Source organism: Streptomyces sp. SS8, from assembly GCF_054072955.1.
Genome location: NZ_JBSVCZ010000027.1, coordinates 42,580 through 61,117 on the forward strand (window position 1 = coordinate 42,580; position 18,538 = coordinate 61,117).

An 18,538-nucleotide genomic window follows, 5' to 3' on the forward strand; every position below is an offset into this window, starting at 1 on the left:
ATCCACCGGACGCCCCGTGCGCGCACCGCGCGCGGTCGGCGCTCAACCCGCCGAGCCCCGTACGCGTCCTGGTCCGTACAGGGGTGACCTGCCCGGTGTTCCGGAAGCCGGGGGTTCCCGGCAGTGGGTCCACCGCGCTATACACACCGTGTATACACTCAACGTATACACACATTGCATACAGCCGCGGGGCGGGGCGTCAGACCCTCTCCGGCGGTGGGAGGGAAAGCATCATGTACGGCAAGGCGTTCGCCCCCGAGTACCAGGGCGCCCTGGCCGCGCTGTCGGTGAACTCGTCCCTGGAGGACGTGCTGGCGGCGGGCACCGAACGGCTGAGGGCCGCGCAGCGGGAGGGCTCGTCCGCCGAGGCGGCGCGCTCGGGACTGGCGGTCGCCGAGGCGCACCGCAGACTGGGCAACACCGCCGAGGCCGACCGCGCCTGGAAGGCGAGCTACCGCACCGCCCGCCGGGCCGGGGACACCTCCGCCATGGCCTGGGCGCTGTGGAGCGGCGGCACCCTGGCCCGGCAGCGCGGCGCACTGGCCCTCGCCCGGCGCCTCCTCGCCCTGGCGGCCGAACTCGGCGAGCGGAGCGGGGATGTCGTGGTACGCGGCTACTCGCTGGCGGGCCTGGCGGAGACCGGCCGCATTCAGGGCGACTACGAGGCCGTGGGCGCGCTGCACGAGCAGCTCCTGGCCGAGGCCCGCAGACGGGGCGAGGCGCGGCACACGGTGTGGGCACTGGAGGGCATCGCGCAGATGCACCGCAACAACGGCTCCTACGACTCGGCGTACGCGATGTTCGCGGAGGCGGCGGAGATAGCCCTCGGGGCCGACGACCGGCGGGGGCGCGCCTGGGCCCTGCGCGGCATGGCCGACATCGTCTCCGCGCGCGACGGGGACGCCGGCCGCGCCCTGGAGCTGCTGGACGAGGCGGAGGCGGCCTGCCGGGAGATGAGCCTGTCCGGCGCGCTGGCCTACAACCACAAGATGCGCGGCAACGTCCTGTACCGCGCCGCCCGCTACACCGAGGCCCGCGACCTGTACCGGCTGGCCCTGGCGGAGTTCCGCGAGATGGACGAGCCGCGCGGCACCGCGCTCGCGCGGCTGGGGCTGGTCAAGTCCCTGGCCCGGCTGGGCCGCGACCGCGCGCGGACGGCCGCCGACCTGGCCGGGCTCGCTCGCGACCTGGAGCGGATCGGGCTGCGGCACTCCCGGCGCATGGTGCTGGCCGCCCACGAGGAGCTGGGCATCGAGGCACCCGGGGCCGCGGCGCCGGAGGCCGGGCAGTGACGGCGGCTGCCCGGACGGCTCCCGCGCCCCCGGACGCCCGGGCTGTCCTGGAGCGCTGCCGGCGGCTGGTCACGCCCGCGCTGGCGGCCGCCGTGGAGCGGCTGCACCCCTGGCCCGCGGAGATGGCCGCCTACTCCCTGGGCTGGTGCGGGGTGGGCGGCGCGCCCGTCGCCGGTGCCCCGGGCAAGGGGCTGCGCCCGGCGCTGGCCGTGCTCGGGGCCGAGGCCGCGGGCACGCCGGGCTCGGCGGGTGCGGTGGCGGGTGCGGTGGCGGTGGAGCTGGTGCACACCTTCTCCCTGCTGCACGACGACGTCATGGACGGCGACGCGGTCCGGCGGGGCCGTCCCGCGGTGTGGAAGGCGTACGGCACCGGCCCGGCGGTGCTGGCGGGCGACGCCCTGTTCGCCCTCGCGGTGGAGACGCTGGCGGGCGCGCCCGGCGCACGCGGGCCGGCCGCGGTCAAACGGCTGGCCGCTGCCCTGACCGACCTGGTCCGCGGCCAGTCCGACGACCTGCTGTTCGAGTCTCGCCCGTGGCGGGGCCCCGGCTCGGTGCCGCCCGGCGAGTACCGGGTGATGGCCGAGCGCAAGACCGGGTCCCTGCTGGGCGCCGCCCTCGCGCTGGGAGCGCTGCTGGCCGGAGCGCCCGGGGGAACCGTGGCCGCCCTGGACCGGGCGGGACGGCGCCTGGGCACCGCCTTCCAGATCACGGACGACGTCCTGGGCATCTGGGGCGACCCCCTGGTCACGGGCAAGCCCGTCCACGCCGACCTGCTGCGCCGCAAGAAGACCCTGCCGGTGCTGGCCGCACTGAGCACCGCCGGGGACGCTCCGGGCGGACCGGCCGCCCGCCGCCTCGCCGGCCTCCTGGAAGCCCCGGGTGCCCTCGGGCCCGGAGATGCCCGCCGGGCGGCGGAACTGGCCGAGGAGGCGGGCGGCCGCACGGCCGCGCTGGCCGAGGCCCGCCGCCTCGCCGCCGAGGCGCACGCCTGCCTGGAGTCGGTCCCGCTGGCACCGCACCCGCTGGGCGAGCTGCGGGCCCTGTCGGCCCTCCTGCTGGACCGCACGGTGTGACCCGCACGGGTGCGGCCCCGTCCGCTCCCGCCCCGCCCCGGACGGCTGCCGGCGCCGGACCGCGAGCGCGGGGCGCGCGAGTCGCCGGAACCGGTGGCGTACCCGCGGGTGCCGGACGGTCGCGACCCTGCGCCCCGCCGGTGGGCCGGGTCGGGCTCCCGGCGGGGCATCGGCGCCGGGCGGAAAGGGGCCGCTCGACGGACGGCACGGTGACGGCGGCCGAGCAGACGCCGCGGCCGGGAAGGACGCCCCGCCCGCCGGGCCTCCGGGACGCCGGCGTCCGCTCGGCCGCCGGAGGAGGACATGGCCCTCCGGACTCCGTGGTACCCGGCCGTACCAGGCCCTCTCCCCCGGCAAGGAAGCAGATCATGATCGTCGTCACCGGAGCCGCCGGACAGCTCGGCCGTCTCACCGTCGAGGCCCTCCTGGAGCGCGGGGTGCCCGCGTCCCGGGTCGTCGCAGCCGTGCGCTCGCCCAAGAAGGCCGCCGACCTCGCCCGGCGGGGCGTGGACGTCCGTGAGGCCGACTACGACCGGCCCGCCACCCTGGCCGCCGCGTTCGAGGACGCCCGGCGGGTGCTGCTGGTCTCCGGCAGCGAGGTCGGCCGCCGCGTCCCGCAGCACCGGGCCGTCATCGACGCCGCCGGGGAGGCCGGGGCGGAGCTGATGGCCTACACCAGCGTCCTGCACGCCGACACCACCACCGTCCCCGTGGCGCCCGAGCACCGCGAGACCGAGGAGTACCTGCGCGACTCCGGTCTGCCCCACTGCCTGCTGCGCAACGGCTGGTACACCGAGAACTACGAGCAGGCCGCCCGCCAGGGACTGAAGACCCGGGTGATCGCCGGGGCCGCCGGAGACGGCCGGATCGCGTCCGCCTCCCGCGCCGACTACGCGGCGGCGGCCGCCGCCGTCCTGGCCGACGAGGGAACCGACGGCGGCGGGGCCCACACGGACGCCGTGTACGAGCTGTCCGGCGACACCGCCTGGACCATGGCCGACTTCGCCGCCGTCCTCACCGATCTGACCGGCACCGAGGTCGTCTACCGCGACCTGTCGGCGGACGGATACGCCAAGGCGCTCACCGGCGCCGGGCTGCCCGAGGGGACGGCCCGGTTCCTCGCCGGGACCGACGCCGCCATCGCCGCGGGCGACCTCGGCGACACCCCCGGCGACCTCTCACGCCTCATCGGCCGCCCCACCACCCCGCTGCGCGACACCCTCGCCGCTCTCCTCGGGAGCTGACCCGCCGCCCGCCGGACGCAGTCGCCCCCCGTCAGGCGGCGGGCACCAGATCGGACGGGTGCGGGGGCCCGCCCCAGAGCAGCCTGATCGAAGCAGGCGAACGGGACAACGTCACCCTCACGGTGATCCCCTTCCACGTCGGCGGCTTCCCCGGAGCGGACCAGTCCGTCCTGTACGCGGAGGGCCCCGTCCCCCGGCTGGACACCGTGCAGCTCGACTCCGAGTTCGGTCCCGTCTTCATCGACTCCCCCACACCGCTGGCCAACTACCGGACGCTGTTGCGACTGATCGGGCAGCGCTCCTTGCCTCCGGCCGAATCACGGGATTTCATCCACTCGATCGCCCGTGACGTGTGAGAGGAACAGCGGTGTCCGAACCCTCCTGGCAGAAGTCCTCGTTCTCCGGCGGCGGCGGCAACAACTGCGTGGAGGTGGCCGCCGACGACGGTGACGGCATAGCCGTCCGCGAGAGCACCGACCCCGGCCGCGTCCTCACCACCGACCGCGCCGCCTTCCGCGCCCTCCTGCGGGGTGCGAAGGCCGGGGCCTTCGACCACCTACTCCCGTAGAGCCGCCTGAGCTAGGCTCCCGGCGGGACACGCCACCGGCGAAGGGGGCCGCTTCATGAGCGGGACAGGGACCGTGGTCGCGGTCAGCAGCAGCGGTGAGCACTCGTTCAGCAAGGCCGGCCGGGAGAGCGTCACACTGCTCGCCGGGCTCGGGGTGGAGGGGGACGCGCACGCCGGACGGACGGTCAGGCACCGCTCCCGCGTCGCCAAGGACCCCACCCAGCCGAACCTGCGTCAGGTCCACCTCATCCACGAGGAACTGTTCGCCGAGGTCGGCGAGGCGGGCTTCACCGTGAAGCCCGGTGAACTGGGCGAGAACGTCACCGCCCGCGGCGTCGACCTGCTCGGCCTGCCCACCGGCACGCTGCTGCGCATCGGCGCGGAGGCGGTCGTGGAGGTCACCGGCCTGCGCAATCCGTGCCCCCAGATCGACAGCTTCCAGCGGGGCCTGCTCAAGCGGGTCGTGGGCCGCGACGAGGACGGCAACGTGGTGCGCAAGGCCGGGATCATGGGCGTCGTGCGGACGGGCGGCGTGGTCCGCCCCGGAGACACGATCGGGGTCGAACTCCCCGCCGAGCCGCACCACCCGCTGAAGACGGTCTAAGGCTCGTCCCGTCGACCCACTCAACCCATTCCGCAGTGGTCGACTACCTCACCGCTCCCCGCCACAGCAGGGGTTCCTCGGCCTCGAACCGCCGCTCCCGCTCGTCGGCATCCGGAAGGGCGAGCCGTACCCGCCTGCGGAACTCGGTGCCGTGACCGGGCACCTCCAGGTGGACGAGTTCGTGGACGAGTACCAAATCGATCAGGTCCGGGGGCAGTTGCATGACGGCCCAGTGCACGGTGATCACGTCATGGGGCCCGCACGAGCCCCAGCGCGGCCCCAGGTCGTCCACCTCCACCCCGGCAGGAACGACCCCGACCCTGGTGGCCAGCGGCGGTGTCCGCGCCGCCAGCCAGCGGGCGCCCCGCGCGGTGTACCAGGCCGCGATCAGCCGCGCGCCCTCCCGGTCATCCGCGGGAGTGGGCAGCTCAAGCCAGCCCTGCCGCAGCCGCACCTCCGGCCGGGTTTCTCCCTCCGGCGGATCGACCGTCCGCAGCCGGTGGCGGCGGCCGAGGTAGGAGAAGCCCGTTCCCCCGATCAACTCCTTGACCGGCTCCCCCGGCCGGGCCCGCCGCCTCCTGACCTCGTGGGCCAGGCGCGGCAGCCGGCTCCGTACGGCCTCCGCCACGGCCTGCGGATCGGCGCCCTCGGGGACGGCGAAGAGCACGCTCCCGTCCGGGGCGACCTCGATGCCCAGTGTCCGGCGGCGCGGGCGCACCTCGACCCGCCAGGTCCACTCCCGGGGTACGGGCAGTGCCCCGATCGCTCGCCGGACGACGTTACTCACCGGTCATTCGTACCACCCGGCGGTGACAGGCTCAGCCGTCGCCCTGCTCGTGGCGCCGCCCGTACCGCAGGAAGTCCTCACGCCGTTCACGGGCGACGTCCAGCAGTTTCCCGGCGAGCGTTCCGGTGGCGTCCCAGTCCATCGCCATGTGCTCCTCCAGGAGACGCCGCAGCCTCCTGCGCACCTTGTCCTGTGCCAGCGGAAGCGTCGCGAACTGCGGCGGACGGACCATCCCGGCGATCTCCACCGTCAGGTTCCGCGTCGCCGCCACCAGGTCCGCACCGGGCGGCGCCGGTGCCTGCCCGCCCTCCTCCAGCGCCTGCTTCAGCAGCCGGTGGACCGGCTGCTCCGCCCAGGGATCCAGGCCGGTGCCGTCGTCCTCGCCCTCGGCCTCGCCGGCCCGGACGACCTCGTCCACCAGGTCGGCCATCGCCGAGGCTGCCTGCTCGAAGTCCTCGTTCATGGAGCGGACGATCTGCTCCAGCCGCTCGCTGAACCGCCCGTAGACCACCGGGTCGGAACGCAGCCGCGCGGTGATGTGCAGTTCCAGCGAACTCCTCAGGTACGACACCCGGGCGCGCGGGTCGCGGTTCGCCCGGACCCGCTCCAGGAAGACGGGGTCGGTGATCTCCACCGGCGGGATGCGCTCCTCGATGCCGGTCACCCGCAGGTGCCGCGAGATGAGCTGCCGCACCTTGGCGCCGTAGCGGCGCGGGCTGAACCGGTCGTGCCCGTCGAGGTAGCGGCGCCGGGCCAGGTACTGGACCTCGCCGAGCCGCCGTGCCAGGTCCTCGTAGGCGAGGGCCTGCGGCCGGGGCAGTACGGCGTTGAGCGCGGCCAGGAAGTCCCTCACGCGCTCGTCGAACCGGGCCCGCAGCAGCGGGTCCTCCAGCGCGGCCAGCAGGTCCTCGCGCTGCCGCTCGTCGTCCAGCGAGCCGATGCCCCGCTCGTCCAGGAGTTCCCGCACCCCGGCGGAGAGTTCCCTGAGCAGGTCGTCGGCCGCGGCGTCCGTCTTGCGCCAGGGCTGCTGCTCGGCGGTGGGCTGCTCGCCCTCGTAGTCCTCGCGCAGGTGCTCGGCGCTGGGCGCCTCCTCGTAGCCGTAGACCCGGCGCAGGTGCTCACGGTCGTACTCGCCCAGCGCCCTGCCCAGCTCCCGGCCGATGCCGACGTAGTCGACCACCTGTCCCCACTGCTTGTCGGGGTACGGGCGGTTGGTGCGGGCGATGGCCTGGAGCAGTTCGACGCCGGAGACGGCCCGGTCGAGGTAGAGGACCTGTTCCACCGGAGCGTCGAAGCCGGTGAGCAGCATCGCCTTGACCACCAGGAAGGCCAGCGGTCCCAGCGCCTCGGAGTCCTCCTCCGGCGCCTGCCGCTCCCCGCCGTCGGCGGGGCCTTCCTTCTGCCCTTCCTGGTGCCAGGCTTCGCCGGTGGCCGTGCCGCTGTCACCGTCCGGTCCCGGCTCGGGCGCCCCGTGGGTGTCCGCCTCCCAACTGGGGTCCGGGGCGGTGCCGACGGCAGCGGCGATGCCCTGCGTGAAGTTCCGGATGTACTCCTGGTGGCGGGACTTGGACGTCCAGCGCCCCCATTCCTCAGGATCCCTGGTCTTCGCCGTCTCGGAGATCACCACGGCCGCGTCGATCTCCGCCAGGACGTGCCGGTGCGGGAGCAGGTCGAGCAGTGCGCGCTGCTCCGCGTCGGCTCGCTCATGGGCCATCGGGTCGTGGGCCACGTCCGAGTCGATGGCGGCGAGCCGTTCCAACAACCGGTCTCGGGCGATCAGCAGGGCCCGGCGGTAGCGGACGGCGGCGAGCCGGGAGACCGCGACGACCTGCGCGCCGAGCCGGTCGGGCAGGGCGGTCCTCGCCCAGTGCCACATGATGTGCTCGGCCTTGGCCTCGATGACGCTCGGGGCCTCCAGAACCTCCTTGCGGCGGGCGAAGCGCCGCAGCACCCGCTCGCGCTGCTCGGGATCGGAGGGCACCTCGCCGTCGAAGTCGGCGTCCAGGAGCGCCTTCTCCACGACCTCCAGCGGCACGTGGTGCGCCTCGTAGCGCACCGGCACCACCGCGCCGTCCCGCTCGGCGTCCCGCAGGGTGTAGATGTCGGCGAAGGTCCCGAAGATCTCCTCGGACTTCTTGACCGCTCCGCTGACGATGGGAGTGCCGGTGAAGCCGACGACGGCGGCGTTGGGCAGCATGGCGCGCAGCCGGGCGTGCTGCCAGCTGCGGTGGGAGCGGTGGGCCTCGTCGACCAGGACGACGATGTCGTGACCGGGGTTGGCGACGCGGTTGTGGACCCGGCTCTCCTCCGGGGTCTCGGCGAGCTTCTCCTCCTCGCCGTCGTCCGCGTCCTCGTCCCTGCGCGCCTTCTGGATCGTCACCAGGGTGAGGTCGGGCACGTCCACGGCGAGGTAGCGGCGGGCCTCCCGGACGCTGGACGCGCGGTGGACGTCGTCGCCGCTCGCCCCGGTGAGGCTGCCGGTGATCTGCTTCTCCAGGTCGATGCGGTCGGTGACCACCACGACCTTGTGGCCGCGCAGGACCGGGTCGCTGCGCAGCCGGCGCACCAGGAACGCCATGGTCAGGCTCTTGCCGGAGCCCTGCGTGTGCCAGACCACCCCGGCCCGGTGCCCCGCCTCGCGCCCGGCGTCCACGGTCGCCTTGCGCCTCGCGAGCCCGCGGGCCAGCTTCTGTACGGCGCGGAACTGCTGGTAGCGGGCGACCAGCTTGACGGTTCGGGTCCCGTGCCCGGCCTGGGCGGTGAAGTCACGTACCAGGTCCAGCAGGTGGGCGGGGCGCAGCGCGCCCGCCACCAGCACCTCCTGCGCGGTCAGGGGACGCTTGTCCTCCCCGGCCGTCTCCGGTTTGCCGACCTCGGTCCTGACCTGTGCCTCGGTGGCGGGTTCGACGGTGCGCCAGGGGGCGAAGTGCTCGGGCCCGGCGGTGACGGTTCCGACCTCGGCGCCCTCCCGGTCGGTGGCCACGAGCAACTGCGCGAAGCGGACCAACTCGGGCACGGCGGTGGACGCGGAGGCACCCGCGTACCCGATGACCTGCTCGACGGCGAGGTCCAGCGCCAGGGGACCGGGCGCCTTGCACTCGATGACCACCCACGGCAGGCCGTTGACGAAGAGCACCAGGTCGGGCACGCCGTACTCCGGGCCCGAACCGCCTCGCCGGTCGATCCGCAACTGCGAGACGGCCAGGAAGTCGTTGCCGCCCTCGGTCTCGCCATTCCAGTCGACCAGGCGGACGTGCTCGGGCAACCCCTCGTCCCTGCGCCAGCCGGGCAGGAAGCGGGATTCGATCCCCTTGCGGAGCAGTTCGGTGACGGCGAGGTTCCCGGCCACGCCGTCGCGGCCGGTGTGGCCGGGCGCGGTGCCGAGCACGATGGCCAGGACGCGGTCCAGCTGCTCAGGGGTCAGCCAGGGGCGGCCGTCGTCGGTGAGGTTGATGCGGCGTACGGCCTCGCGGAATCGGCCGGCGAGGACGGCGTCGGCGTAGCCGTCCCGGCCGGACTCGGGCGAGCCGGGCGGGGCGCCCCGGAGGTGCTGCCACCCCATCGCCTTGAGCTGTTCGATTAATGGCCGCTCGACGTACTCGTACTCCGGCTGTCCCACCAACGGTCTCCCCGTCACCGTTCCTCACCGCGCCTGCCGCGCGGGGCGGGCGCCGCCCGCCCCGGAGCCCACCGGAGACGGGTACGGGGAACCCTACCTCCGGTGGGCGGCGGTTACGCATGCCTGTCCCTTCGTCAGGCGGCGGGCGCGAAGTCGGACGGGGGCGGGGGCTCACCCCAGAGCAGCTCGAACCAGACGGTCTTGCCGCCCGGCCCGTTCCCTCCGGTCCCTCCGGACGGTTCGCCGGCGTCCGGACAGCCGCCCCACCTGTCGGCCAGCACGTCCAGGATCAGCAGCCCTCGCCCGCTCTCCCGGTCGGGTGGTGGCGGGGGCAGGACGGGAGAGGGGATCTTCGGGTCGGCGTCTCACACGCTGACGCGGAGGACGGGGTAGGACCACTGGAGCCGCACGGCGGGGCTGTGCTCGGCGTACCGCACGGAGTTGGTGGCCAGTTCGGAGGCCAGCAGCTCGGCCCGGTAGGTCAGGTCGTGCAGTCCATGGGCGGCCAGGACGGCGCGCAGGGTGGTTCTGGCGATCCCGGGGCCGCGCGGGTCACGGGGGAAGCGGAGTTCGTACTCCCAGGGGTGGTCGAACGGCATCGGCGAGGGGGTCGGAAGCGGCAGTGCGGTCACGCGGCTCCTCCGGGTCAGGTGTGGTCGTGCCTCGGGTGACGGGTGGGCGTTACGCGCGAACCGCGCGGTCCTCGGTGCGTCGAACTGTGAGCGGTGGCCTGCCGTTTCGCCCTCCCGGGCATGAGCGAACCGGTGCGCTTCCGCTACGCGCTCGGCGACACGGCGCGGTGGCGCGGCTCACACGCTAGAGGAAAACAACTCACACGTGAGTCACCTACTCACGAAAGAGTGAACCCACCAATGACTCACTAGACCGCCTCATGCAGCGCTGGCAGACTGGCCGGGCTCACGGCGAGAGAGGACAGATGGCACCAAGGAACGCCCCCACCGGCCGTCAGCGCCGCCTGGCCACAGAGATCCGCCGCATGCGAGAACAGGCGGGCATCTCAACCCAGCAGGCAGCAGCACTTCTCGGCGCCGACCGCACGATGATCTCCAACATCGAAGCGGGCCGGACCGGGCTCAGCGAGGACCGCGTCCGCCAGCTCGCCTGCCTCTACCACTGCCCGGACCAGGCGCTTGTCGACGCACTCGCCGCCATGGCCGGCAGCCGGAGAAACCGCAACTGGTGGGAGGAGTACCGGGGCAAGCTGCCCGACGGCTTCCTCGACATCTCCGAGATCGAGCACCACGCCACCCGCATCCGGACCTCGCAGACCGTGCACGTACCGGGCCTGTTCCAGACCGAGGACCACGCACGGGCGATGTTCGAACTTGCCGTTCCGAAGCTCCCCCGGCTGCAAGTCGAACTGCGCGTGGCGCACCGCCTCGGGCGGCAGGCGATCTTCGAGCGGGAGAACCCGACACCGTACGTCGGCATCATCCACGAAGCCGCTTTGCGTATGCAGTTCGGCGGCCGTGACGTCACCCGCGCGCAACTCAAGCGATTGGCCGACGTCACGGAGCACGATCACGTCACGCTGCTGGTCATCCCGTTCAGCGCGGGCGGCTTCCCCAGCGCCGGCCAGTCGATCCTGTACGCGGAGAGCCCGGTTCCCGAATTGGATACCGTGCACATCGACACGGTGCACGGCCCGGCCTTCGTTGATTCCCCGACGCCGCTCGCCAACTACCGAACCGTGCTGGACATAATGGAGGGCATCGCACTGCCCGCCAAGAAATCTCGTGACTTCATCTGGTCCATCGCACGTGAGATGTGAGAGGAACGGACATGCCCGAGCTTACCTGGCAGAGGTCGTCTTACTGCGGAAACGGCGGCAACAACTGTGTCGAGATAGCCATCGACGGTGACGACATAGCGATCCGGGACAGCAATACACCGGAACAAGTCATCACGACCAGCAGCGCCACCTTCCGATCCTTCATTTCCAGAATAAAGCCCCGATGAAATTAACAAGCGAGCGCTTCTATCTATCTCCCAGCAGATCACCGCAAACTGCCCTCTGGACCATGCGGAGCTTGACAGCCTCCTTCTTCAACACATCAAGCGAATTCTTTACAGACCTCCATGCAGCAACAATCCGCTCCTGTTCAGAGAACTCAACACAAGGGAACGGAACCCTTGACAAAAGCTTCGAATTAAGAGTATAAAGCCCCGAACTGGTAGCGCAGTGCTTTTTCCAATAGGAACGAACAGTTGCAGAATTAAGCCACAGCATCGCGAACTCGGGCAGCACCTCCGTGAACCTCACACGGAAAAGATGATTCTGGTAGAGGAGACCCGATTCCGCTTCCCCGACTACGGCGCTTCGCCCGATCTGGTCAGGATCGGCATGCCCTTCCACCACAAGGATGTCCCCGTTGACCAAGCCATACCGCGCATGGTCTTTTTCATCAGCCTCAAGAAAGGAGAGATCACTGGCGTTGATCCGCCCCTTCCGCACATTGGCCACTCGCAAGTAACCTGAAGGTTTGCGACGCGGAACACGATGCGAACCGAGAGTGATCCCAGGAATAATAGAATCGCTCAAATCATCCAGCGTCCGGAAGTCATGCGCACTCTCATGAAGAAGAGTGCTCACCAGAGCATCCAACACAGATGCCTGCTTTTGCATAAGCCGCTCAATCACTTCAACGCGACGCTCGAAAGCAACCTGAGTCGCAACAACCCGTCGCTGCTCAGTGATAGATGGAATGGGGATCTCAAGCCCTTTGAGGCGTCCAGTGTCCAGACGACCCGTACCGTGACTGGTCTCCTCAACCATGCTCAAGATTTCAGGAGCGCGCACCCGAATTGCGTAGGCGAGGAAGTATGGGTCGATCCCATCAGCGGGGATGATCGCCTTGCAGTCCTGGCCGAACGCCAGCTCCCGTTCGGCAACACCGATGCGGAACTCCGACTTCAGACTCATGCCCCGCACGACGAAGAGCGTGGCGCCTTTCGGCACCAGTCGAGATCCGTTCACAGCGCCCAGACGAGTCAGGCGTCGGTCCGAGTTAGCCAGGTGGAACTCTTTCAGGCTCGCTCCGCTGATCCATGGAATGTCTCCGCCCCAGAACGCTTCATTGGAGGTGCTCGGGGTTCCTCCGGACAGCCACTGCCCGGCCTCCGCCAACGTCACCCGGCGCCAGCTACCGGGCCAGTTCCGCTCAGCGGCCGCCGTCTCACCCTCACCGCGCATAGCCGAGCTCCTTCAGCCATCCCGTCAGCTCGCCAGCCGCGCTGTCGCTGTCCGCTTCCAGCTCGGCCAGCGAGACGGCGTACTTGTCCACCCAGGTGCGGAACGCGGCGACCAGGCCACGCCGTCCCGATGCGATCGCCGCGTCGAGGCGTTGGCCGAGATCCCGTTCCAGTACGGCGAGCACGACGCGTTCCGCGTCGCCCGGCGTCGCGGCGGCCACCTCCGCCGCGGCCTTGAGGTCCTTCAGGAACCGCTTGTCCAGGTCGCGGCGCTTCTTCGAGGCTGCCGTGCGGGCCTTCTTCTTCTGTTCGACGGCCGCATCCAGGCGGGCGATCTCCTCCGGGTCGGCCGCCTTCTTCTCGGCGGCCTCGTCCACGTCGGCGTCCGCCCCGGCGTCCACGTCCTCATCCTCTTCTGCATCGTCGCCCGTGGCTGCCTTCAGCGCTTCCAGCGCCGTCTTGTACGCCGTGTCCGCATCCGCCAGGGCGGCGTCCGCTCTGGCCACCTCGCCCAGAAACTCCGGGATCAGCTCGCGCACCACCGGATGGTCCATCGCGCGGCGGCGGTCGGCCGCCGAGACGGCCGCCTTGCGCTTGCCCGCGCTCGCGCCCGCGTCGGCCGGCTCCACGATGGCCTCGACCGAGTCGATCCAGCCTTCCAGTACCCGCACGAAACCGCCGGCTGCCAGGGCTTTCACGTCATAACGGTTGGCCGTCCACCAGTCGGCGATGATGCCGCCGGTGGTGTACTCGTCCAGCAGCCCCGCCCCGCCCACGGCCTTCGTGAAGCCGCTCATCAGCGAGCCGCGCAGCCGCATCAGCTTCCGGTGCTCGGTCAGCTCGGCGAACCGGGGCGCATGCTCTTCCCACCACGTGCCGTAGGCATCCCTCAGCTTCGCCTCACGTGCCGCCGTCAGTTCCGGGATACGCGCGGCCGTGGCCTCGGGGCCTTCCGGCAGGAAGTCGTAGTAGTCGTCGTCCCACTCCTCCCGGCCCTCGCGGCTCTCCCCTTCCGCGAAGAGAGTCCGCACGTCCACGCCGTACGCCTCGAAGAGCTTCGCCTTCGCCTCGACCTCGGCTCTGGGCACGCCGCCGTACAGGTGCGCCCGTACGTCCTGGGGCTCGGGCGGCGGGGAGTTGTCCACCCAGCGGCGGACGTTGAGGTTGGCGTCGGCCTTCAGCAGCTCATCGCGCTCCACGATCCGCGAGTAGCCGGGGATCGGCCGCCACTTCTGGAAGACGGTGACGATCTTCTCGGCGTGCTGGGGGCCGAGCTCGTTCTGGTTGCGGCCCGGCGTGTACTCCCGGTCGGCGTTGATGAACAGCACCTTCCCCTTCCGGTCGCCCTCCTTCCGGTGGGGCCGCCGCAGGACGAGGATGCAGGCGGGGATGCCGGTGCCGTAGAAGAGGTTGGGGCCGAGACCGATGACCGCCTCGATGACGTCGTCCTCCAGCAGCCTCCTGCGGATCTTGCCTTCCTCACCGCCCCGGAACAGCACGCCGTGCGGCATGACGGTGGCGGCGACGCCGTCCTCCTCCAGCACCGACACCATGTGCTGGACGAACATCAGGTCGGCCTTCTTGCCGTTCTCCGGGGCCCAGCCCCAGCGCATCCGCTCCCCGTGGTCCTTGTCCGCCTTGGCGACCATGGCCGCGTCGTAGTTCAGGGAGAAGGGCGGGTTGGAGAGGACCTTGGTGAACTTCCTCAACCGGTCGTGCTCGTCCAGGTGCAGCGGCTCGGCAAGGGTGTCGCCGTGTTTCAGCTCGAACTCGGTGATGCCGTGCAGCAGCATGTTCATGGTGGCCATGGACCAGGAGGCGCCGTTCTTGTCCTGGCCGTAAGGCATCAGCTCCTGGGGGTTGCCGCCGTGCTCCTCCACGTACTCACGAGCGGCGATGAGCATGCCTCCGGAACCCGCGCACGGGTCGTAGACCGTCTGGCCGGGGCGCGGATCGACCAGGCGGACCATCATCCGCACCACCGAGCGCGGGGTGTAGAACTCGCCGCCGCTCTGGCCGGCGGTGTCGGCGAACCGGCCGATCAGGTACTCGTACGCCGCCCCCAGCATGTCGGGGAACTCGAAGTCCTCGTTGCGCAGCCGGTACAGCGAGAAGTGCCGGACGAGGGTGCGCAGTTCGTTGTCGGTGAAGCGGGGGCGGGTGCCGACCAGGCCGTTGAACTCGATGTGCGAGGCGACTCCGGTGATGGCCTCGTTGCTGTCCTGGAGCGCCGAGAGCGCCTGGTCGAGTCCTTCGCCGACCTTCTCCGTCAGGCGGGAGATGCCGGGCGCCGGGTGGCCGGGGCGCTCGGGGTCGAAGTGCGGGCCGGGCCACCAGCGGGCGCGCGGCGGGACGTACAGGTCGTCGTAGGAGTCGGGATCGTTCGCCCGTGCCAGGGCCTTCTCCTCGCTCCCCGTGCGCTCCAGCGCCTGCTCGAAGACCCGGCGCCACCGCGGTTCGAACTCGTCCGAGCAGCGCTTGAGGAAGAGCATCCCGAAGATGTAGTCCCGGTACTCCGAGGCGTCCATCCGGCCGCGCAGGATGTCGGCGGCCGAGAACAGGTGCCGTTCGAGCTGGGGCAGGGTGAGTCTGGCCACGGGCCGTCCCGTCCTTGGGTGGTTCGGGTCTGCGGAAAGGAGCCTCCGCAGCCTAGACGGAGCAGGGCCTGGAGGGGAAAACGGCAGGTCAAAGCGTTCTCAAGGACCCTCGGTGCCGATGTCCAGGGCGGTGAGCAGGCGCCACACCTCAGTGGACGGGTCCCGCCGGAGGGGGTCGCAGTCGGCTGCGTGGCCGGTGCGCGCCACCCACTTCCCGTACGTCTCGGAGACGCCCGGGCGGATCGGTCCGGCGTCGGCCCTCCTGGCGGAGCAGGCGCCGTGCGGGCACTGCCCGATCAGGCCGCGGGCGTTGCGGATCGCGGTCCTCTCGCGCCCGATCAGCGACTGGCCGCGCTGCCCGCCCAGCCCCTTGCCCCGGTCTCCGGACGCCTTGTCGTAGTCCTGGAAACCCTTGGCGTCCCTGTGCCTGCGCAGTTCGCCCTTGACCTTGTCGTCGCGGCCGTTCTCCTGGCTGGTCCAGCTTTTGAAGTGCAGCAGCAGCCACAGTTCGAAGGAGGGGTGGGAGAGGCCGACCTGGACGCCGTTCTCGTGCGCCTTGCGCATGGCCCTGGGGATGTCGGCGTCGCGGTTGTCCTTCGCGTCGCGGTCGAACAGGACCCACTTCTCGTCCTCCGGGCCGGCCTCCTCCAGCACCCGGTCGACGGTCTCCTCGGGGCGCAGCCCGTTGGTGTCGCCGATGTAGTGCAGGTGGAAGGGCTGCTTCCCGGGGCGGTCGCCGTAGGTGGTGTTGAGGAGCCGCAGGTAGTCGTGTTCGGTCTTCGTCCCCTCGCAGGCGATGTAGACCACCCGCTGCGACCGGTCGCCGTAGGAGGTGACCGGGCGGCGTGCCGGGCCGCCGACAGGCCGTTCCCGCCTGCGGCCCCGGCCGCCGCCGCGCTGCCGCTCCTGTTCCCTCTTCCCCCTGCCGCTCACGCTGTCGCCTTCAGCTCCTCTTCGAGAACGGCGATCTCCCGGGCCAGCTCGCCCGCGGTGAGCCGGGGGACTCCGCCGTAGTGGCCGTGGAGATAGCGGCGCTCCAGGTTCTCGTCCTTGCGGGCCTTCCGCGCGGCGGTGAGCGGATACAGCGCGCTCTCCCCCGTCACGTCCTTCAGGGTGATCCAGATTTGGTCGCGGTCGAGTGGCCGTTCCGCGACGGACGGGCCGAGCAGCGTCGCGTCATGGGTGGTGAAGATCAGCTGGGCGGTGCGCGGGTTGGCGTCCTCGCTCTGGAACATGCGGACGACCTCCGCCGCCAGGCGGGGGTGCAGACTGGAGTCCAGTTCGTCGGCCAGCAGCGTGCCGCCCCGGTCCAGGACGCGCAGCAGGGGGCCGAGGAACGCGAACCAGGCGTGGGTGCCCAGGGACTCCTGCCGCATGAAGTCCAGTGGCCGGGTGCCGCCGTCGCGGGTGCGGTGCAGGAGCTGGACCTCCCCGGTGTCCGGGTCGGTGGTGAGGCCGGTGATGCCCAGGTCCGCCCTGACCAGCAGCCGCTCCAGGCGTTCGCGGAAGTGCGGGCCGGCGTCCCCGGCCGTGAGACGCTCCCTGGTCCACCGAGTGCGGGCGGGTACATCCTTGTGCGAGGTGACCAGCCACAGGTTGTCCCTGAACCACCGGTGCAGGGCCGACAGGCGGGGGTGGTTCAGCGTCGCGGCGGCGGTCAGGAACAGGGCGTTGGGCCGGGTGAGGCGGGTGATGGCGGTGTGCTCCTCCTTTCGGCCTCCGAGGCCGGTGCCGGGGAACCTGAACTCGCCGCCCTCCTCCTCCGGGCGTTCGGCCTCCCGGTCGAACCAGACCTGGCGCCGGCCGGAGGGGTAGGCGTGCAGCCACTCGGCCTCGACCCGCTCGTCGGAGACCTCGAAGCCGTAGGTGTAGCGGACCGGGTCGCGGCCGAGCAGCAGGTCCACCTCGAAGAGGCTGGTCTCCTCCCGCGCCTCGGGGTCGAGTTCGAAGGGCTCGCGCGGCACGCCCGGCTCCTTGGCCCAGTCCGCGACGGAGTCCAGTACGGCCGTGCGCATGAAGCGCATGGCGCTCAGCGCGTTGGACTTGCCCGAGCCGTTGGCGCCGAACAGCCCGATCACCGGGAGCGCCGAGACCGGTTTGCCTTCGATACGGACACCGGTGTCGCGCCCGGTGCCCTCGTTGAACTCGGTGGCCACCAGTGACAGCTCCTGCTCGTCACGGATCGACCGGTGGTTGGCCACCCGGAAGCTGAGCAGCACGGCCGACCTCCTCACGAGACGGCTCTTCGGCGACCGTCATAGGTTCTCCTGTACGGGTTACCCGCGTCAGGCAGCCTAAGACCCCATCCAGAGCAGCGCTACCGGAACGTCAGCTTCAGCTGACGGCCGCCGCCCGGCGGCGCTCGGTGGCGGCGATGGTGGCCGAGCCGACCACGCGGGTACCGTCGTAGAGGACGATCGCCTGGCCCGGGGCGACGCCGCGCACCGGCTCGGTGAAGGCCACCTTCAGCTCGTCGCCGTCCGGACCGCCGACCAGCTCCGCCGTCACCGGCGTCTCGCCGCCGTGGGCGCGCAGCTGGGCGGTGTAGGTGCCCGGCCCGGTGGGCGGGGTGCCGCACCAGCGGGGGCGGATGGCCCGCAGCGCGACCACGTCCAGTGCGGAGGCCGGGCCGACGGTGACGGTGTTGTCCACCGGGGAGATGTCCAGCACGTAGCGCGGCTTGCCGTCGGGGGCGGGGTGGCCGATGCGCAGGCCCTTGCGCTGGCCGACGGTGAAGCCGTACGCGCCGGAGTGGGTGCCGAGCTTGTTGCCGTCCTCGTCGAGGATGTCGCCCTCGGCGGTGCCCAGGTGCCTGGCCAGGAAGCCCTGGGTGTCGCCGTCGGCGATGAAGCAGATGTCGTGGCTGTCGGGCTTCTTCGCCACCGCCAGGCCCCGGCGCTCGGCCTCGGCGCGGATCTCCTCCTTGGTGGTGGCGGTGTCGCCGAGGGGGAACATGGCGTGGGCGAGCTGCCGCTCGTCCAGCACGCCCAGCACATAGCTCTGGTCCTTGGCCATGTCGGTGGCGCGGTGCAGCTCGCGGGCGCCGTCCTCGCGGACGACGACGGTGGCGTAGTGGCCGGTGCACACCGCGTCGAAGCCCAGTGCCAGGGCCTTGTCCAGCAGCGCGGCGAACTTGATCTTCTCGTTGCAGCGCAGGCAGGGGTTGGGGGTGCGGCCGGCCTCGTACTCGGCGACGAAGTCCTCCACCACGTCCTGGCGGAAGCGCTCGGCCAGGTCCCACACGTAGAAGGGGATGCCGATGACGTCGGCGGCGCGGCGGGCGTCGCGGGAGTCCTCGACCGTGCAGCAGCCGCGGGCGCCCGTGCGGAAGGACTGCGGGTTCGCCGAGAGGGCGAGGTGGACGCCGGTGACGTCGTGGCCCGCCTCCACCGCGCGGGCGGCGGCGACGGCGGAGTCCACGCCGCCGGACATGGCGGCGAGGACGCGGAGGCGGGGGGCGGGGGCGGGCGCACCGGTCGTGTCAGTCATAGCGCCCTCCAGGGTACGGGTCCGGGCGCGGCCCGATGGAACCGTACGGGTG

At 71.5% G+C, this 18,538-nt stretch carries 17 protein-coding genes; 8 read left to right on the plus strand and 9 right to left on the minus strand.

The window, feature by feature from the left end:
- Window positions 1-233 precede the first annotated feature (233 nt).
- From ACW69E_RS22935 to ACW69E_RS22960, 6 genes are all read left to right on the plus strand, one after another.
- The gene (locus ACW69E_RS22935) at window positions 234-1,292 is read left to right on the plus strand and encodes a tetratricopeptide repeat protein (protein ID WP_457500167.1); all 1,059 of its coding nucleotides are present in this window, start codon (window positions 234-236) and stop codon (window positions 1,290-1,292) included.
- Window positions 1,289-2,365 carry a polyprenyl synthetase family protein gene (locus ACW69E_RS22940; RefSeq protein ID WP_457500168.1) on the plus strand — a complete coding sequence of 359 codons (1,077 nt, stop codon included), beginning with the start codon at window positions 1,289-1,291 and terminating at the stop codon, window positions 2,363-2,365. Before ACW69E_RS22935 ends, ACW69E_RS22940 begins: the two co-directional genes overlap by 4 nt.
- Window positions 2,366-2,730: 365 nt before the next feature.
- Window positions 2,731-3,609 (plus strand): SDR family oxidoreductase, encoded by an 879-nt coding sequence (locus ACW69E_RS22945; RefSeq protein ID WP_457500209.1) that lies wholly within the window; start codon window positions 2,731-2,733, stop codon window positions 3,607-3,609.
- A gap of 86 nt (window positions 3,610-3,695) precedes the next feature.
- Window positions 3,696-3,965, plus strand: a complete 270-nt coding sequence (locus tag ACW69E_RS22950) for a Scr1 family TA system antitoxin-like transcriptional regulator (protein WP_457500210.1) — start codon at window positions 3,696-3,698, stop codon at window positions 3,963-3,965.
- A gap of 11 nt (window positions 3,966-3,976) precedes the next feature.
- Window positions 3,977-4,177 (plus strand): DUF397 domain-containing protein, encoded by a 201-nt coding sequence (locus tag ACW69E_RS22955; protein ID WP_457500169.1) that lies wholly within the window; start codon window positions 3,977-3,979, stop codon window positions 4,175-4,177.
- Window positions 4,178-4,232: 55 nt separating this feature from the next.
- Window positions 4,233-4,781 carry an MOSC domain-containing protein gene (locus ACW69E_RS22960; RefSeq protein ID WP_457500170.1) on the plus strand — a complete coding sequence of 183 codons (549 nt, stop codon included), beginning with the start codon at window positions 4,233-4,235 and terminating at the stop codon, window positions 4,779-4,781.
- 43 nt (window positions 4,782-4,824) lie between these two features.
- On the opposite strand, the gene ACW69E_RS22965 is transcribed toward ACW69E_RS22960, so the two are convergent.
- The 4 genes from ACW69E_RS22965 to ACW69E_RS22980 form a co-directional block, all read right to left on the minus strand.
- Window positions 4,825-5,568, minus strand: coding sequence for a M48 family metallopeptidase (locus ACW69E_RS22965; RefSeq protein ID WP_457500171.1), 744 nt, complete (start codon window positions 5,566-5,568; stop codon window positions 4,825-4,827).
- Window positions 5,569-5,599: 31 nt separating this feature from the next.
- Window positions 5,600-9,187, minus strand: a complete 3,588-nt coding sequence (locus tag ACW69E_RS22970) for a type I restriction endonuclease subunit R (protein WP_457500172.1) — start codon at window positions 9,185-9,187, stop codon at window positions 5,600-5,602.
- 134 nt (window positions 9,188-9,321) lie between these two features.
- On the minus strand, window positions 9,322-9,468 hold the full coding sequence (locus ACW69E_RS22975) for a hypothetical protein (RefSeq protein ID WP_457500173.1): 147 nt from the start codon (window positions 9,466-9,468) through the stop codon (window positions 9,322-9,324).
- An 84-nt stretch (window positions 9,469-9,552) separates the two neighbouring features.
- A complete protein-coding gene (locus ACW69E_RS22980) occupies window positions 9,553-9,819 on the minus strand; it encodes an ATP-binding protein (RefSeq protein WP_457500174.1) in 267 nt (88 codons plus the stop codon).
- A gap of 305 nt (window positions 9,820-10,124) precedes the next feature.
- Between ACW69E_RS22980 and ACW69E_RS22985 the strand changes: the two genes are divergently transcribed.
- A complete protein-coding gene (locus tag ACW69E_RS22985; RefSeq protein ID WP_457500175.1) occupies window positions 10,125-10,979 on the plus strand; it encodes a helix-turn-helix domain-containing protein in 855 nt (284 codons plus the stop codon).
- Window positions 10,980-10,990: 11 nt separating this feature from the next.
- The gene (locus ACW69E_RS22990; RefSeq protein WP_457500176.1) at window positions 10,991-11,167 is read left to right on the plus strand and encodes a DUF397 domain-containing protein; all 177 of its coding nucleotides are present in this window, start codon (window positions 10,991-10,993) and stop codon (window positions 11,165-11,167) included.
- A 19-nt stretch (window positions 11,168-11,186) separates the two neighbouring features.
- Here the strand turns inward: ACW69E_RS22990 and ACW69E_RS22995 are convergent, their stop codons facing one another.
- The 5 genes from ACW69E_RS22995 to mnmA all read right to left on the minus strand — a co-directional run bounded on the left by ACW69E_RS22995 (window position 11,187) and on the right by mnmA (window position 18,486).
- Window positions 11,187-12,401, minus strand: coding sequence for a restriction endonuclease subunit S (locus tag ACW69E_RS22995; protein ID WP_457500177.1), 1,215 nt, complete (start codon window positions 12,399-12,401; stop codon window positions 11,187-11,189).
- Window positions 12,391-14,997 carry an N-6 DNA methylase gene (locus ACW69E_RS23000; protein WP_457500178.1) on the minus strand — a complete coding sequence of 869 codons (2,607 nt, stop codon included), beginning with the start codon at window positions 14,995-14,997 and terminating at the stop codon, window positions 12,391-12,393. Before ACW69E_RS23000 ends, ACW69E_RS22995 begins: the two co-directional genes overlap by 11 nt.
- A gap of 99 nt (window positions 14,998-15,096) precedes the next feature.
- The gene (locus ACW69E_RS23005) at window positions 15,097-15,930 is read right to left on the minus strand and encodes an RloB family protein (protein WP_457500179.1); all 834 of its coding nucleotides are present in this window, start codon (window positions 15,928-15,930) and stop codon (window positions 15,097-15,099) included.
- Window positions 15,927-17,216, minus strand: a complete 1,290-nt coding sequence (locus ACW69E_RS23010) for an AAA family ATPase (RefSeq protein ID WP_457500180.1) — start codon at window positions 17,214-17,216, stop codon at window positions 15,927-15,929. Before ACW69E_RS23010 ends, ACW69E_RS23005 begins: the two co-directional genes overlap by 4 nt.
- A 115-nt stretch (window positions 17,217-17,331) precedes the next feature.
- Entirely contained in the window at window positions 17,332-18,486 is a 1,155-nt protein-coding gene (gene mnmA / locus ACW69E_RS23015; protein WP_457500181.1) for a tRNA 2-thiouridine(34) synthase MnmA, read from the minus strand.
- Between the last annotated feature and the right edge of the window lie 52 nt (window positions 18,487-18,538).